The sequence below is a fragment of the Telluria sp. B2 genome (assembly GCF_051789535.1).
GTDB lineage: Bacteria > Pseudomonadota > Gammaproteobacteria > Burkholderiales > Burkholderiaceae_D > Telluria.
Map to the genome: position 1 here is coordinate 1,229,189 of NZ_CP196525.1, position 13,100 is coordinate 1,242,288.

General features: G+C 64.3%; 18 protein-coding genes and 1 other RNA gene. 12 read left to right on the top strand and 7 right to left on the bottom strand.

The features are described from left to right. Positions 1 to 93 precede the first annotated feature (93 nt). The 7 genes from ACSUZJ_RS05470 (at position 94) to ACSUZJ_RS05500 (ending at position 2,651) form a co-directional block, all read left to right on the top strand. Positions 94 to 333, top strand: a complete 240-nt coding sequence (locus tag ACSUZJ_RS05470; protein ID WP_499414043.1) for a hypothetical protein — start codon at positions 94 to 96, stop codon at positions 331 to 333. Further along, the gene (locus tag ACSUZJ_RS05475) at positions 330 to 641 is read left to right on the top strand and encodes a cell division protein ZapA (protein ID WP_499414045.1); all 312 of its coding nucleotides are present in this window, start codon (positions 330 to 332) and stop codon (positions 639 to 641) included. The genes ACSUZJ_RS05470 and ACSUZJ_RS05475 overlap by 4 nt, the downstream gene beginning before the upstream one ends. Positions 642 to 687: 46 nt before the next feature. Next, positions 688 to 869: non-coding RNA, 6S RNA (gene ssrS / locus ACSUZJ_RS05480), on the top strand. 94 nt (positions 870 to 963) lie between these two features. After that, the gene (locus ACSUZJ_RS05485; protein WP_499416451.1) at positions 964 to 1,425 is read left to right on the top strand and encodes an EVE domain-containing protein; all 462 of its coding nucleotides are present in this window, start codon (positions 964 to 966) and stop codon (positions 1,423 to 1,425) included. Positions 1,426 to 1,500: 75 nt separating this feature from the next. Then, on the top strand, positions 1,501 to 1,800 hold the full coding sequence (locus ACSUZJ_RS05490) for a metalloregulator ArsR/SmtB family transcription factor (protein WP_499414047.1): 300 nt from the start codon (positions 1,501 to 1,503) through the stop codon (positions 1,798 to 1,800). 116 nt (positions 1,801 to 1,916) lie between these two features. After that, complete coding sequence (locus tag ACSUZJ_RS05495) at positions 1,917 to 2,303, top strand: hypothetical protein (RefSeq protein WP_499414049.1); 387 nt, start codon at positions 1,917 to 1,919, stop codon at positions 2,301 to 2,303. Positions 2,304 to 2,312: 9 nt separating this feature from the next. Next, positions 2,313 to 2,651: a rhodanese-like domain-containing protein gene (locus ACSUZJ_RS05500; RefSeq protein ID WP_499414051.1), complete on the top strand. Its 339-nt coding sequence runs from the start codon at positions 2,313 to 2,315 to the stop codon at positions 2,649 to 2,651. A gap of 15 nt (positions 2,652 to 2,666) precedes the next feature. On the opposite strand, the gene ACSUZJ_RS05505 is transcribed toward ACSUZJ_RS05500, so the two are convergent. Beyond that, positions 2,667 to 2,981 carry an EthD family reductase gene (locus ACSUZJ_RS05505; RefSeq protein ID WP_499414053.1) on the bottom strand — a complete coding sequence of 105 codons (315 nt, stop codon included), beginning with the start codon at positions 2,979 to 2,981 and terminating at the stop codon, positions 2,667 to 2,669. 141 nt (positions 2,982 to 3,122) lie between these two features. Here ACSUZJ_RS05505 and senA point away from each other — a divergent pair, with 141 nt between their 5' ends. The 3 genes from senA to ACSUZJ_RS05520 all read left to right on the top strand — a co-directional run bounded on the left by senA (position 3,123) and on the right by ACSUZJ_RS05520 (position 5,653). Beyond that, positions 3,123 to 4,340, top strand: a complete 1,218-nt coding sequence (gene senA / locus ACSUZJ_RS05510; RefSeq protein WP_499414055.1) for a selenoneine synthase SenA — start codon at positions 3,123 to 3,125, stop codon at positions 4,338 to 4,340. 168 nt (positions 4,341 to 4,508) lie between these two features. Then, positions 4,509 to 5,312 carry a sulfite exporter TauE/SafE family protein gene (locus ACSUZJ_RS05515; protein ID WP_499414057.1) on the top strand — a complete coding sequence of 268 codons (804 nt, stop codon included), beginning with the start codon at positions 4,509 to 4,511 and terminating at the stop codon, positions 5,310 to 5,312. Between the two features lie 86 nt (positions 5,313 to 5,398). Beyond that, positions 5,399 to 5,653: an Imm32 family immunity protein gene (locus ACSUZJ_RS05520; protein ID WP_499414059.1), complete on the top strand. Its 255-nt coding sequence runs from the start codon at positions 5,399 to 5,401 to the stop codon at positions 5,651 to 5,653. 279 nt (positions 5,654 to 5,932) lie between these two features. Here ACSUZJ_RS05520 and lgt read toward each other — a convergent pair whose 3' ends face one another. Together lgt and ACSUZJ_RS05530 are read right to left on the bottom strand one after the other, a co-directional pair. Then, the gene (lgt, locus tag ACSUZJ_RS05525) at positions 5,933 to 6,763 is read right to left on the bottom strand and encodes a prolipoprotein diacylglyceryl transferase (protein WP_499414061.1); all 831 of its coding nucleotides are present in this window, start codon (positions 6,761 to 6,763) and stop codon (positions 5,933 to 5,935) included. 1 nt (position 6,764) lies between these two features. Next, positions 6,765 to 7,655 (bottom strand): LysR family transcriptional regulator, encoded by an 891-nt coding sequence (locus tag ACSUZJ_RS05530; RefSeq protein ID WP_499414063.1) that lies wholly within the window; start codon positions 7,653 to 7,655, stop codon positions 6,765 to 6,767. Positions 7,656 to 7,781: 126 nt separating this feature from the next. Between ACSUZJ_RS05530 and ilvD the strand changes: the two genes are divergently transcribed. After that, positions 7,782 to 9,467 (top strand): dihydroxy-acid dehydratase, encoded by a 1,686-nt coding sequence (gene ilvD / locus ACSUZJ_RS05535; protein WP_499414065.1) that lies wholly within the window; start codon positions 7,782 to 7,784, stop codon positions 9,465 to 9,467. A 45-nt stretch (positions 9,468 to 9,512) separates the two neighbouring features. Here the strand turns inward: ilvD and ACSUZJ_RS05540 are convergent, their stop codons facing one another. Then, entirely contained in the window at positions 9,513 to 9,737 is a 225-nt protein-coding gene (locus ACSUZJ_RS05540) for a TIGR04438 family Trp-rich protein (protein WP_499414067.1), read from the bottom strand. A gap of 177 nt (positions 9,738 to 9,914) precedes the next feature. Between ACSUZJ_RS05540 and ACSUZJ_RS05545 the strand changes: the two genes are divergently transcribed. After that, a complete protein-coding gene (locus ACSUZJ_RS05545; protein WP_499414069.1) occupies positions 9,915 to 10,223 on the top strand; it encodes a c-type cytochrome in 309 nt (102 codons plus the stop codon). Positions 10,224 to 10,516: 293 nt separating this feature from the next. On the opposite strand, the gene ACSUZJ_RS05550 is transcribed toward ACSUZJ_RS05545, so the two are convergent. From ACSUZJ_RS05550 to ACSUZJ_RS05560, 3 genes are all read right to left on the bottom strand, one after another. Further along, complete coding sequence (locus ACSUZJ_RS05550; RefSeq protein ID WP_499414071.1) at positions 10,517 to 11,653, bottom strand: branched-chain amino acid ABC transporter substrate-binding protein; 1,137 nt, start codon at positions 11,651 to 11,653, stop codon at positions 10,517 to 10,519. A 377-nt stretch (positions 11,654 to 12,030) separates the two neighbouring features. After that, positions 12,031 to 12,414: a hypothetical protein gene (locus ACSUZJ_RS05555; RefSeq protein WP_499414073.1), complete on the bottom strand. Its 384-nt coding sequence runs from the start codon at positions 12,412 to 12,414 to the stop codon at positions 12,031 to 12,033. Next, a complete protein-coding gene (locus ACSUZJ_RS05560) occupies positions 12,411 to 12,836 on the bottom strand; it encodes a DNA polymerase III subunit chi (RefSeq protein ID WP_499414075.1) in 426 nt (141 codons plus the stop codon). The genes ACSUZJ_RS05555 and ACSUZJ_RS05560 overlap by 4 nt, the downstream gene beginning before the upstream one ends. Between the last annotated feature and the right edge of the window lie 264 nt (positions 12,837 to 13,100).

Sequence of the window (13,100 nt, forward strand, 5' to 3'; positions counted from 1 at the left end):
CGCGTGGACACAGGTGTCCACCCAGCAAAGGCACCGCCCCGCACAACACGCTATCCTGTTGACTGTCAAACCTTATCAGACCTATAGTTACGAATGATTTCCGAATTCCAAGACCTATCCGACAAGATCGAACGGCTCGCCGCACTGGTCGGGACGCTGCGCAGCGAGAATGCGCAACTACAGCAGACCAATGTGCTGCTCAACGAAGTGAACACGGCGCTCCTCGAGCGGCTGGTCGAGGCCCAGCGCCGGCTGGAAGCCGTGATCGAGCAATTGCCTGCACCGGCAGAGGAAGAAGCAGACGAATCCACGAACGCCGAGGCCAAGCAATGATTTATCTTGATGTCACGATCATGGGCCAGCCCTACCGCCTGGCCTGCAAGGAAGGGGAGCAGGCGACGCTGCGCGACGCCGTGCGTTACCTCGACGGCAAGATGATCGCGCTGCGCGACTCGGGCAAGGTGAAGGGCACCGATCGCATTGCCGTGATGGCCGCGCTGAGCGTGGCTGCCGAATTCCTCTCGGTCAAGTCGCCGCAGGGTCCGTTGTCGGACATGACGATGCTGGAAGTGAAACAAAAGCTCGCCGTCATGCACAGCGTCCTCGACCAGGCCCTGACGCCGCAAGAAAATTTGCCCTGAAGGTCCAAATTCGTTTGACATGCCCGTTCAAGCGAGTAAACTGCGAGGCACCCTGCGGTGTTCGAGATTGCCATATATTCCTTGAACCATTTGTATGCATCGGTTGCGGGATTATGTTCGATGGGCGTGAGCGTCGCTAGTCCGACGAACCCGAAATTGAGCTAACTGCGACCACCTTGAACCGTCAGGTTCTGGGATGCCGGCATAAACGGCACAGGCGGGGCTATATTCCAAAAGACGGTTGCGCGCATCGGCACGCAACCGTTTTTTTATGCCCGTTTCATTTGCGGGCAGGGACGTTTTTTATCGTGCAGGAGAAGCGATGCGCTATTGGTTGATGAAATCCGAACCGGATGAAGTCAGTTTCGACGACGTGCTGGCCGCGCCGGGCCAGACGGTGGCCTGGTTCGGCGTGCGCAATTACCAGGCAAGGAATTTCATGCGCGATGCGATGCAGCCCGGCGACGGCGTCCTGTTTTATCACTCCAGTTGCGCGGTTCCCGGTGTCGCCGGTATTGCGCAGGTGGCGAGCGGCCCTTATCCCGACGCATCGCAATTCGACAGCGCCGGCAAATATTTCGACCCGACAGCCACGCGCGAACAACCGCGCTGGATCTCCGTCGACGTGAAGGCGGTGGAGCAGGGCCGTTACCTGCCGCTGTCCGAGATGCGCGCGATTCCCGAACTGGAGGACATGGTATTGCTGCAGAAAGGCAGCCGCCTGTCCATTTCGCCGGTCACCACCAGCCAGTGGAACAGGATTCTCGAATGGATCCGCAAATAAATGCAGTCTGCACCCAGGGCGGGTACACCCGTTAAATTGCTTGCAATAGTTCGATGATTAGCTAATAATCGACTCATGAGCACCGTCTTCAAAGCCCTGGCCGACCCGACCCGCCGCAAAGTCCTGCAACTGCTGCAGGAGCGCGGACCGATCGGCGCGGGCGAACTGGCGGAGATGTTTGACGTCTCGAAGCCGACCATGTCGGCGCACTTCGCGGTGCTCGTGTCGGCAGGTCTCATCGAAGCCGAGAAGCAGGGGCGCCACGTCACCTATCGCCTCAAGCTGTCGGTACTCGAGGAGGCGCTGCTGGCGTTTGCCCAGACGTTTGGTTTGCAGGTCACGCGGCCGGAAGACGGCCATCCCGAAAAGTTGTGAAAAAGCGCCAGGGCAAGGCGCATCGTCGAAGACAGTGCACTCATACGGCAAGACGATGCAACGCTGCCATGGCGAGTTTTTGCACAACTTGAAGCTGGATCGAAACAGGAGAAATCATGACTGCTGTTCTGCCATACCGCCGTGCGCTGCTGGGCGCGGGACTCATCCTTGCCATCTCCGGCGCGCTGCGCTGGGCCACGCCCGAGTACATCGATGCCGGCCTGGCGCCGCGTTTCATGGGCCTGCTGCTTGGCGCCATCGTCGTTTTCTACGCCAACGTGATTCCGAAGTCCCTGACGAAGCTGGCCAGCCTGCGCTGCGCGCCCGAACGGGAACAGGCCGCGCGCCGCTTTGCCGGCTGGAGCCTGGTGCTGGGCGGCCTCGGCTACATGCTGGCCGCGCTGTTTGCGCCGCTGGCCTCGATGCACCTGGTCGGCGGCACGCTGCTGGCGTTGTCGCTGGCGGCGGCCATCCTGCGCTGCTTCGGCGCAGCCCGCACTTGAGGAGGCATCATGTTTGCGATGCTGATGGGGCTGAAATCGATCGCGCCGCGTGAACTGCACGGATGCATGGTGCAGGGCGGTGTGACAGTGGTCGACGTGAATGCGCGCCAATCCTGGCTGAAGGCGCGCGTGCCGGGGGCGCTCAATCTGGCCCCCGATTTTGACGCAGGCATGCTGCCGGCGGACCTGGGCACGCCGCTGGTGTTCTACTGCTCGAATCCCCTGTGCCGCAAGGCGCCGCAGGCGGCGCGCAGGGCGGAACGGCTCGGCTACGCGGACGTGCGCGTCATGTCGGCCGGCATTGCCGGCTGGCTCGGCGCCAGCCTGCCGGTCGACAGCGGACACTGAAGGGAAGGGCCGGCCTTATCCGACCAGCACCTCGCTGATCTGGATCACCGGCTTCTGGTTGGTGTAGTTGGGGATGTCGGCCATGATTTCCTTCGTATGTGGGCCGAATCCGGCCTGGAAGGCATCGACCGACTCGCAGAACAGGTGGCCCATGGCGATGTAAGGCGCATTCGAGGTGGGTGAACCATCCGGCATTGCCCGGTCGACCGCATAGTACTTGCAATGCTCACCCATCAGGTTCTTCACCATGGGCATATGCTTGTCCCGGTAATAGACCTCGTCGAAATGCGCGTCCGGGCCGTTTGGATACATCACGCTTATCTTGATCATCGTCCGTCTCCTGGTTACGGGTTACTCAAGTATATGAATGCATCGTGCACCGATGGCGGGCGCTTTGCAAGCGGTACGTTGAGCCCGGTGTCCACGCGGCACAGGCGGGGGCAGCGAACGAATGGACCGTACAATGGATGCATGACAGACAACCATGCATCCTTCCGCTGGATGGGACCGAGCGCGCTCGACGCCGCACTGCGCGATGCCCGCCAGCGTACGCTAGCCCTGTTCGACGCCCTGGCGGCGGCCGGCTACGACCGCGCCGCACAGGTGCCGCGTCTTGCCATCCTGAACCCGCCGCTCTGGGAACTGGGACATGTCGCCTGGTTCGCGGAATGGTTCGTCCTGCGCGAGGCTGCGAGCAGCAGGCCGGGCGACGCCATCGGCCGTTCGCTGCTCGCGCACGGCGACGACTGGTTCGATTCGGGCGCGGTGGCCCACGACACGCGCTGGGAACTCGACCTGCCCGCGCCAGGCGCGATCAAGGCGTATTGCCGCGACGTGCTGGACAGGATACTGGACCGGCTGGCGCGCACCCACGACGACGACGCTGCGCTCTATCCCTATCGCCTGGTGCTGGCGCACGAGGACATGCATGGCGAAGCCCTGCTGTACACCTTGCAGACGCTCGGCGCGGCAGCGCCCGCAGGCGGCATCGATACGGCCGCGCGCAGCGCGGAAGTCCGGGCGGCGGGCGACATTGTCTTCGGCGAAGCGAGTTTCCTCCTCGGCGGGGAGCAGTCGCGGGGCTTCGTGTTCGACAACGAGCGGCAGGCGGCGCCTTGCCGCGTCGCTCCGTTCGCGATCGACGCGGACCTGGTGTCGAATGCGGCCTACCTCGCATTCGTGCGCGACGGCGGCTACCGGCGGGCGCAATACTGGAGCGAGGCCGGGCGCGCATGGCTGGCGGGGCAGCAACGCACGGCGCCACGCTACTGGGAGCGGGAAGGGAAGCGGGAAGGGGCAGGCTGGAGCACCGTGCGCTTCGGCACCCGGGTGGCGCTGGACCCGGCCGAACCGGTGCGTCACGTGAGCCTGTACGAGGCGGAGGCGTACTGCAGCTGGGCCGGACGGCGCCTGCCGCTGGAGCAGGAGTGGGAATATGCGGCGCAGGCGCAGCAGCCCGGCTTCAGCTGGGGCCGGTTGTGGGAATGGACGGCATCGCGCTTCCAGCCCTATGCCGGATTTGCCCCGGACCGCTACCGCGAATACGCGGCGCCGTATTTCGGCAGTTGCCAGGCCGTGCGCGGCGCTTCGTTCGCGACGCCGGCGCGCCTGCGCTCTGCGCACTTCCGCAACTTCTACATGCCCGGGCGCGACGACCTCTTCGTGGGCTTTCGTACCTGTGCTCCTTGAGCCGACCGCGCCGCCGGCCATTTCGACAATTCGCGAGCCATCGACTAGTATGCATTCCTTGTATGTTCGAAAGGTAATGATGTTGTCGATGGCTGTCTTCACTTCGCCGTGCCCTGGCGCGTCCTGCGCGCACCCGCACCCGTTCACCCGCACCGGCAGGGAGGCGCCATGGACCCGCTGCTGATCCTCGCCCTGCTCGCCATGGGCTGCTTCGGCGGTTTCGCCGCCGGCCTGCTCGGCATCGGCGGCGGCATGATCCTGGTGCCCTTCATCACGATGATCCTCACGGCGCGCCAGGTGCCATACGAGCTGGTGGTGCACATGGCGATCGCGACCTCGCTCGGCACCATCATGTTCACCTCGCTGTCCTCGGTGCGCGCCCACCACAAGCATGGGGCGGTGCGCTGGGACATCGTCAAGCTGCTGGCGCCGGGCATCCTGGTCGGCTCCATGATCGGGCCCTGGATCGGCAAGCAGATGAATACGGCGGTGCTGTCCCTGTTCTTCGGCGCCTTCGTCACCTTCTCTGCCACGCAGATGCTGGTCAACAAGAAGCCTGCCGCCGCCCGCGATTTGCCCAGGGCGCCGGGCATGTTCGCCGCCGGCGGCGTCATCGGCATCCTGGCGGGGCTGGTGGGAGCGGGCGGCGGCTTCGTCTCGGTGCCTTTCATGACCTGGTGTAACGTGCGCATCCACAATGCGGTCGCCACCAGCGCCGCGCTCGGTTTCCCGATCGCCTTCGCGGGCACGCTGGCGAATATCGTGTATGGCTGGGGCGAGCCGGGCTTGCCGGACTATTCGCTGGGCTTCATCTACCTGCCCGCGCTGCTGATCATCGTCGCGGCCAGCGTGGTCATGGCGCCGGTCGGCGCACGCACGGCGCACCGGATGCCGGTGCGGCAGTTGCAGAAGGTGTTTGCGGTGATCCTGTACGCGCTGGCGGCGTACATGTTCTGGAAGGCGGCGCAATAAACGCACGACGGGCGCGAGGCACTTCTTGCGTGACGAAGTGCGTAAGGTATTGGATGACAGGAAACCGGTGATGTACGAAAGGACGTATGGATAAATTCCTGAAAATATTCGCTCATTCGCAAGAGAGGGCGAACGCAGACACTTTTCCATTCGAGTGTACCGAGATTTCCCTGCAGGCGACCCCTGAGGCGTTGCGGCAGATTGCGGAGTTTATCTTGTCTGCCGCTGCAAGGCTGGAGGCTTTACCCGTATCCCAGGACGCGCATTTTCATCTTCAGGATGAGTGGGAAGACTGGCAATTCGGTGACCCGGACGTCGTCGTGGTCAGCGCACCAAGCTGATCGATGCCAACCCAGGGCCACGCGAACAAAAAGTGACGTAGGGTGGGCACTCCGTGCCCACGCGTTACGCACCTATCCTTTCACCTGCGGCTTGTAAACTTCGCTCGCTAACAATGAGCGTAGTGGGGTATGCCGGTTTCTCGTCCATCGCATATTTTGCGAGCGACGCGTTACCGCCAAAGGTGCAAGGAGGCGCGCGTAACGCGTGGGCACGGAGTGCCCACCCTACGGGTAGCGCATCCGAATGAAAATCGGCGCCCGAGAGCGCCGATTCTTGTTTTATGCCCGCACCGCTTGCTTGCCATCCTTCGACGAATACGCCCAGGCCAGCATGATCAGCGCCGCGACGATCATCGGCAGCGACAGCACCTGGCCGGAAGTGATCGGCAGGCCGGCGATGGTCGTCTCCCAGTCCGGCACGCGGAACCATTCGGTGAAGAAGCGCGCGCAGCCGTAGAGCAGGGTGAACATCGCGCCCACCGCAAGGCGCGGGCGCGCCTTGCGCGCGAACGGCCACAGGATCAGGAACACAAGGATGCCGTCGATCAGCATCTGGTAGAGCGGCGAAGGATGGCGCAGGGTGTCGAGATAACCGATGCCGTCGGGATTCGGCCAGCGCATCGCCCACGGCAGGCTGGCGTCCGCGACGCGGCCTGGCAGTTCGTGGTTGATGAAGTTGCCCAGGCGGCCGGCGGCATAGCCGAGCGGGACCATCGGGGCGATGAAGTCGTAGACGTCGAGGATGTTGCGCTTCGATTTGCGCGCCCACAGGGCCATCGCGATCAGCACGCCCAGGAAGCCGCCGTGGAAGGACATGCCGCCTTTCCAGACCTTGAAGATTTCCAGCGGGTTGGCGAAGAAGTAGCCCGGCTGGTAGAACAGCACTTCCCCCAGGCGCCCGCCGAGCACGACCCCGAGCATGCCGTAGAACAGCATGTCGTCCAGGTCCTCGTTCTTCCAGCCCTGGGCGGCGATGTGCGGCTGCTTGATGCGCACGCGTCCCAGGATGATGAACATCGCGAACGCGAGCACGTACATCAGGCCGTACCAGTGGATGTCCACGGGGCCGATCGAAAACGCGATCGGGTCCGGATTCGGGTGTACCAGCATATTATTTATTCCTCAGTAATTCCAAAAAGCCCCGCAGCACCGGGGAGGCGTTGTCGCGCCGCCAGGCCAGGCCGAGTTCGACCAGCGGTGTCGGGTTGGCAAGGGCACGGTATTCTACGCCGGGGCGCAGCAGGTTCGACACGGATTGTGGCACAAGTGCCAAGCCCATGCCCGCGGACACGAGGCTGACGATGGTCTGCATCTGGATCGCTTCCTGGCCGATCGTCGGCGTGATGCCGGCATCGTGGAAGCAGCGCAGGATGGCGTCGTAGAGGCTGGGCGCGCTCTTGCGCGGGAAAATGATTAAAGGAAGCGGAGGAAGCGAGCGCAGCTCGACCGGCTTGCCGTCCGCGGGCAGCAGGCCGCCTGGTGCGCACAGCACCAGCGGTTCTTCGAGTACGCTGGTGTAGTCGAGCAGGGCCTGCACTTTTTCCGCCAGCGGCGGGATCAGGAGGCCGCAATCGATGCGCCCATGCAGCAGCTCGTCGACCTGCACGTCCGTCGTCGCTTCCTGCAGCACCAGTTCGACCTTCGGGAAGGCCGCGCTGTAGTCGCGCAGCAGGGGCGGCAGCACGCTGTAGTCGGCCGGGGTAACAAACGACAGGGCCAGGCGCCCGGATTCGCCGGCGGCGGCGCGGCGCACCAGCTCGGGCAGGGCGGCGCTGTGCTCGAGCAGGCGCCGCGCCTCGGGCAGCAGGGCGGCGCCGGCCGGGGTGAGTTCGACCTGGCGCCGGGTGCGCAGGAACAGGGGCGCGCCCAGGATGTCCTCGAGCGCCGCGATGGCCTGCGACAGCGGCGGCTGGGTCATGTGCAGGCGCGCGGCGGCACGGCCGAAATGCAGCTCTTCGGCGACGGTGACAAAGTAGCGCAACTGGCGCAGTTCAAGGTTCATCGATATGCGTTTCCATAGTTTGTGCAAGGATTGATATGTTTTGCATATCAGAGCGGCACAATCTTATATTTGACGCACCCCGGCGCGCAAGGCATGCTCACAAGACCGTTCTTCGAGGAGGCCAGCATGCCTGATAAGCCGCGCTACAACCGCCGATCCCGCAACGTCACCGAAGGCGTTGCCCGCGCCCCGAACCGCTCGATGTATTACGCGATGGGCTACCAGAAGGAAGATTTCGAGAAGCCGATGATCGGCGTGGCCAACGCCCACTCGACGATCACGCCTTGCAACTCCGGCCTGCAGAAACTGGCCGACGTCGCCATCGCCGCGGTGAAGGAAGCCGGCGCCAACCCGCAGGTCTTCGGCACCCCGACCATTTCCGACGGCATGTCGATGGGCACCGAGGGCATGAAGTTCTCGCTGATCTCGCGCGAAGTCATCGCCGACTGCATCGAGACCTGCGTCAACGGCCAGTGGATGGACGGCGTGGTCGTCATCGGCGGCTGCGACAAGAACATGCCGGGCGGGATGATCGCCCTGGCGCGCGTCAACGTCCCGGGCATCTACGTCTATGGCGGCACGATCAAGCCGGGCCACTGGAAAGGGAAGGATCTCACCATCGTCTCGGCCTTCGAGGCGGTCGGCGAATTCACGGCCGGGCGCATGAGCCAGGAAGACTTCGACGGTATCGAGAAGAACGCCTGTCCCTCGTCGGGCTCCTGCGGCGGCATGTACACGGCCAACACCATGTCGTCCTCCTTCGAGGCGCTCGGCATGTCGCTGCTGTACTCGTCGACCATGGCCAATCCCGACGACGAAAAGGTCGGCTCGGCGGCCGAATCGGCGCGCGTGCTGGTCGAAGCCGTGAAGCGCGACCTGAAGCCGCGCGACATCATCACCCGCCAATCGATCGAGAACGCGGTGTCCCTGATCATGGCCACCGGCGGCTCGACCAACGCCGTGCTGCACTACCTGGCCATCGCCCACGCGGCCGAGGTCGAATGGACGCTCGACGACTTCGAGCGCGTGCGCCGCAAGGTGCCCGTCATCTGCAACCTGAAGCCATCCGGCCAATACGTGGCGACCGACCTGCACAAGGCCGGCGGCGTGCCGCAGGTGATGAAGATCCTGCTCGATGCCGGCCTGATGCACGGCGACTGCGTCACCATCACCGGCCGCACCCTGGCCGAGGAGCTGGCCGACGTGCCGTCGACGCCGCGCGCCGGCCAGGACGTGATCCGCAGCATCGACAAGGCCTTGTATGCCCAGGGCCACCTGGCGATTTTGAAGGGCAACCTGTCGCCGGAAGGGGCCGTGGCCAAGATCACCGGCCTGAAGAACCCGGCCATCACCGGCCCGGCGCGCGTGTTCGACGACGAATACACGGCCATGGACGCGATCCTCGGCAACCGCATCAACCCGGGCGACGTGCTGGTGCTGCGCTACCTGGGGCCGAAGGGCGGACCGGGCATGCCGGAAATGCTGGCGCCGACCGGCGCGCTGATCGGCAAGGGCCTGGGCGAATCGGTGGGATTGATTACCGACGGCCGCTTCTCGGGCGGCACCTGGGGCATGGTGGTCGGCCACGTGGCGCCGGAAGCCTTCGAGGGCGGCGTCATCGCGCTGGTGCAGGAAGGCGATTCGGTGACGATCGACGCCAACCAGTTGCTGATCCAGCTGAACGTGCCGGACGAGGAAATCGCCCGCCGCCGCGCCGCCTGGACCCGTCCGGCGCCGCGCTACACGCGCGGGGTGCTGGCCAAGTTCGCGGCACTGGCCTCGAGCGCGAGCAAGGGCGCGGTCACCGGTTAAATAATAGGGAGGGGCTACAAACTCGCCGGGGCCATGCCCCGGTTGTCATTTGCGCTGGTCGAAGGATTTCTTCACCCGCGCCTGGCGCCGCTTCTCGTCCTCGTCGTGGGCTTTCTTCTTGTCCCAGCCGAGCATCTTCTCGATGTATTCGAACCAGACGAAGGCGAATACCATCAGGCCGACGATCCACCACCACGACAGCGCGGCGAAGCGCCAGACTTCGAAGAAGCGCAAGCCCACCAGGGCGGCAATCAACAGGATCAGGGGCATGTCATTTCTCCAGAATCCGGTCATCTTACAAAGATTTTGATGCCGTGTGGCAAAATATCCGGGTGTGGCGGAAATGCCTCGGCGTCAAAACGTAAGCCTCGTTACAGAGTGTGACCACGGCATATCCTTGCTGGGAAACGCGGTAGAATGGAAATAGTTAACCATGGAGAGTGTTAAATGAAACGGTCCCTGATGTTGTGCGTAGTGTTGTCGGCTCTGGCATCCTCGAGCGCATTCGCGCAAGCCGACCTGGCGAAAGCGAAGAACTGCATGGCTTGCCACGCTGTCGCGAACAAGCTGGTGGGCCCGGCCTACAAGGACGTTGCCGCCAAATACGCGGGCCAGAAAGGCGCCGAAGACAAGCTGGTCCAGAAGGTCCTGAAGGGCGGCGCCGGCGCCTGGGGTCCCGTGCCGATGCCGGCCAATCCGCAGGTGAGCGAAGCGGAAGCGCGCAGCCTGGTGAAGTGGGTGCTGGCGACCAAGTAATTCGAGTCGATTTTGAAGAGAAAATAAAAAGCGCGACGGCGGTAGCCGGCGCGCTTTTTTGTTGGCCGGGAACCGTAGGGTGGGCACTCCGTGCCCACGCGTGACGGACGTATGCTTGCACCATTCACGGTGATGCAGCGCCCGCTAGCACCGAGCGGAGCCCGACCTCGTGCTGGTTTTTGCCGTCCGTCGCAGACGGTGCGAGCGATATTTCACTGTCCCGGACTGCGGATATGCACGTAACGCGTGGGCACGGAGTGCCCACCCTACGATTTGGGCCAACAGACAAGCAATCAACGAATCACATCCAGCTTCGCCTTCTTCCCATCCTTGTAGGTGAACAGCGTCAGCGCGCCGTTCTCGATGTCGCCCTTGGCGTCGAAGCGGATGTCGCCGGTGACGCCCTTGTACTGGATCTTCTTCAGCTCGGGCAGGTATTTCGACGGCTCGGCCGAGCCGGCCTTCTGCATCGCCGTGGCCATCACCATCACCGCATCGTAGACATAGGGCGCGTAGAGCTGCACGTCCTGGCCGGTCTTCTGCCTGAAGCGGGCGCGGAAGTCGGCCATGGTTTTTTCCTGCGCGGCGCCGGTCACGCCGCCGGCCTCGGCGCAGATCACCTTGCCCTCGGTGCCGACCGCGTCCCCGGCGAGCCGGCCCAGCGCATCGGTGCAGACGCCGTCGCCGCCCATGAAGCGGGCCGTGATGCCCAGGTTCTTCATCTGCTTGAGCATCGGGCCGCCGACCGCGTCCATGCCGCCGAAGAAGATCAGGTCGGGCTTTTTCGCGCGGATCGAGGTGAGGATGGCGGTGTAGTCGGTCGCGGTGGCGCTGGTGAACTCCTTGCCGACGATTTTCACGCCCGGGCCCTTGGCGCCCTTGACGAACTCGGTTGCCACGCCCTGGCCGTAGGTGGTGCGGTCGTCGATGACGGCGATGTTCTTGACCTTCAGGGTGTCGACCGCGTACTTCGCCAGCGTGCCGCCAAGCTTGCTGTCGTCGGCGACCACGCGGAAGGTGCCGGGGAAGCGCTGGCGGGTGTACTGCGGCGCGGTGGTGGCCGGCGAGATCTGCGGGATGCCGGCGTCGTTGTAGATCTTCGAAGCCGGGATCGAGGTGCCCGAGTTCAGGTGGCCGATCACGCCCTTGACCCTGGCGTCGACCAGTTTCTGGGCCACGGCCGTGCCCTGTTTCGGATCGGAGGCGTCGTCCTCGGCGACGAGCTGGAAGCTGACTTTCTGGCCGCCGATGACGATGCCTTTTGCGTTGAGCTCCTCGACCGCCATGCGCGCGGCGTTTTCCATGTCCTTGCCGAGGTGGGCAACCGGGCCCGAGGTCGGGCTGACGTGGCCGATCTTCACGACTTGCTGGGCGCTGGCGCTCCCGGCGACGGCCAGCGCGATGGCCAGCGGGATGAGCTTGGTGGTCATGTCGTTCTCCAAAGTGTGGGATGGCGCCATCGCGCTAGACCGCCAGCGTGCGCCGGTTACGAGTTAATGCAGAGCAAAAGGTACAACAAAAAAGAGCCGTGGAAAAGCAGTAAATACGGAGGGGCGATGGTGGTGCGTGGATGGAATGCGACGCCCTAGGGGAGAGCGTGGCGGAGGGGATGCTTGCCCTGTGGTGGAACGGGTTTGGGGGCGTAGGGTGGACACCTGTGTCCATGCTGTCGTACTGGTGAGACATCGGAACGTAGGTCAGAAAGCTTGGGCGTGAAGTGCCGGGAGGTTCCTGACGCGCACGAGTACGCATCGGCCCTATACCGCGTGGACACAGGTGTCCACCCTACGAAACCTGAAGGCCGCGCTTACTTCTGGCCGAACTGGACCGCGGCGACCTGCTGCGCCACGAGCTGCTCGACCGCCTGGCGTACGCCCATCTGGATCTGCTCGTTGGCCGCGGCCAGCGCGCCGCGCACGACGGCGTCGATCTGCGACTGGAGCTGCTGCACGACGCGCTCGGCGATCCGGCGCTCGAGCGCGTCCCAGTCGGGATCGGCGGCCGGCGCGGGTGTGTCAATCGGCTCTGCCTGCGTCACCGGCTCCAGCGCGGGAATCGGCTTGGCCTCCACGGCCGGTTCGGCCGGCGCCGGCGGGGGCGCGGCAGGTGGCACCGGCTCCAGCACCAGGGGCTCCAGCACGACTTCGGTCAACACGGGGATGCTGCTATCGAAGGCCGGGTTCTGGCTCATGATTGTCCTGCGACGAAGTGGGTCAGGGGATAGGACTGCTTCTTGTACGCGACGTAGCGCTGGCGGCCGGCGGCGGCGTCCTGCTCGTCGATGGAAATGATCTCGAACACGCGGGCGAACCGGGCGAAGGTGGCAGGGGTGCGGCGCGTCAGGTTCACCAGCATCTCGTAATGCGGCAGCGCCACGTCCTCGCGGTCGGTGACGATGATCGGCGTCTGGTCCGCCAGCGGATCGCCGGCCAGTACGTGGGGGATGAAATCCGTCTCCGACAGCGTCCACAGGGCGTCGTTCAGGGCGGCGGCCTGGGCCGCGTCTTCGGCCAGCAGCACGACTTTCGCGCGCGTCGACCACGCCTTGCGCGCCAGGCGGCAGGCGTAAGTCAATTTGTCGGGAATGTTGGTATGGAAGTCGATCCGGGTCATGGTTCAGGATTGTAATGCGAACGGCCCGCCAGCGGTGTTCAACCGTGGGCGGGCCGTTGCTTGTTGCTGAGTTGCTGCAAGATTCGTAGGGTGGGCACTCTGTGCCCACGCGTTACGGGCGCATGCTTGCTTCGTTGGCGCTGACGTTTCGCTCGTACCGCATGCCAAGGCCAATGGCTCCGCTCCAGGTTTGCGAGCGGCGTGTCACCGCCAGCGGTGCAAGGTCGAACACGTAACGCGTGGGCACGGCGTGCCCACCCTACG

Bases quoted from the DNA above. Each gene is read 5' to 3' on its own strand.
- ACSUZJ_RS05470 (WP_499414043.1), top strand. From the start codon at position 94: ATGATTTCCGAATTCCAAGACCTATCCGACAAGATCGAACGGCTCGCC.
- ACSUZJ_RS05475 (WP_499414045.1), top strand. From the start codon at position 330: ATGATTTATCTTGATGTCACGATCATGGGCCAGCCCTACCGCCTGGCC.
- ACSUZJ_RS05485 (WP_499416451.1), top strand. From the start codon at position 964: ATGCGCTATTGGTTGATGAAATCCGAACCGGATGAAGTCAGTTTCGAC.
- ACSUZJ_RS05490 (WP_499414047.1), top strand. From the start codon at position 1,501: ATGAGCACCGTCTTCAAAGCCCTGGCCGACCCGACCCGCCGCAAAGTC.
- ACSUZJ_RS05495 (WP_499414049.1), top strand. From the start codon at position 1,917: ATGACTGCTGTTCTGCCATACCGCCGTGCGCTGCTGGGCGCGGGACTC.
- ACSUZJ_RS05500 (WP_499414051.1), top strand. From the start codon at position 2,313: ATGTTTGCGATGCTGATGGGGCTGAAATCGATCGCGCCGCGTGAACTG.
- ACSUZJ_RS05505 (WP_499414053.1), bottom strand. From the start codon at position 2,981: ATGATCAAGATAAGCGTGATGTATCCAAACGGCCCGGACGCGCATTTC.
- senA (WP_499414055.1), top strand. From the start codon at position 3,123: ATGACAGACAACCATGCATCCTTCCGCTGGATGGGACCGAGCGCGCTC.
- ACSUZJ_RS05515 (WP_499414057.1), top strand. From the start codon at position 4,509: ATGGACCCGCTGCTGATCCTCGCCCTGCTCGCCATGGGCTGCTTCGGC.
- ACSUZJ_RS05520 (WP_499414059.1), top strand. From the start codon at position 5,399: ATGGATAAATTCCTGAAAATATTCGCTCATTCGCAAGAGAGGGCGAAC.
- lgt (WP_499414061.1), bottom strand. From the start codon at position 6,763: ATGCTGGTACACCCGAATCCGGACCCGATCGCGTTTTCGATCGGCCCC.
- ACSUZJ_RS05530 (WP_499414063.1), bottom strand. From the start codon at position 7,655: ATGAACCTTGAACTGCGCCAGTTGCGCTACTTTGTCACCGTCGCCGAA.
- ilvD (WP_499414065.1), top strand. From the start codon at position 7,782: ATGCCTGATAAGCCGCGCTACAACCGCCGATCCCGCAACGTCACCGAA.
- ACSUZJ_RS05540 (WP_499414067.1), bottom strand. From the start codon at position 9,737: ATGCCCCTGATCCTGTTGATTGCCGCCCTGGTGGGCTTGCGCTTCTTC.
- ACSUZJ_RS05545 (WP_499414069.1), top strand. From the start codon at position 9,915: ATGAAACGGTCCCTGATGTTGTGCGTAGTGTTGTCGGCTCTGGCATCC.
- ACSUZJ_RS05550 (WP_499414071.1), bottom strand. From the start codon at position 11,653: ATGACCACCAAGCTCATCCCGCTGGCCATCGCGCTGGCCGTCGCCGGG.
- ACSUZJ_RS05555 (WP_499414073.1), bottom strand. From the start codon at position 12,414: ATGAGCCAGAACCCGGCCTTCGATAGCAGCATCCCCGTGTTGACCGAA.
- ACSUZJ_RS05560 (WP_499414075.1), bottom strand. From the start codon at position 12,836: ATGACCCGGATCGACTTCCATACCAACATTCCCGACAAATTGACTTAC.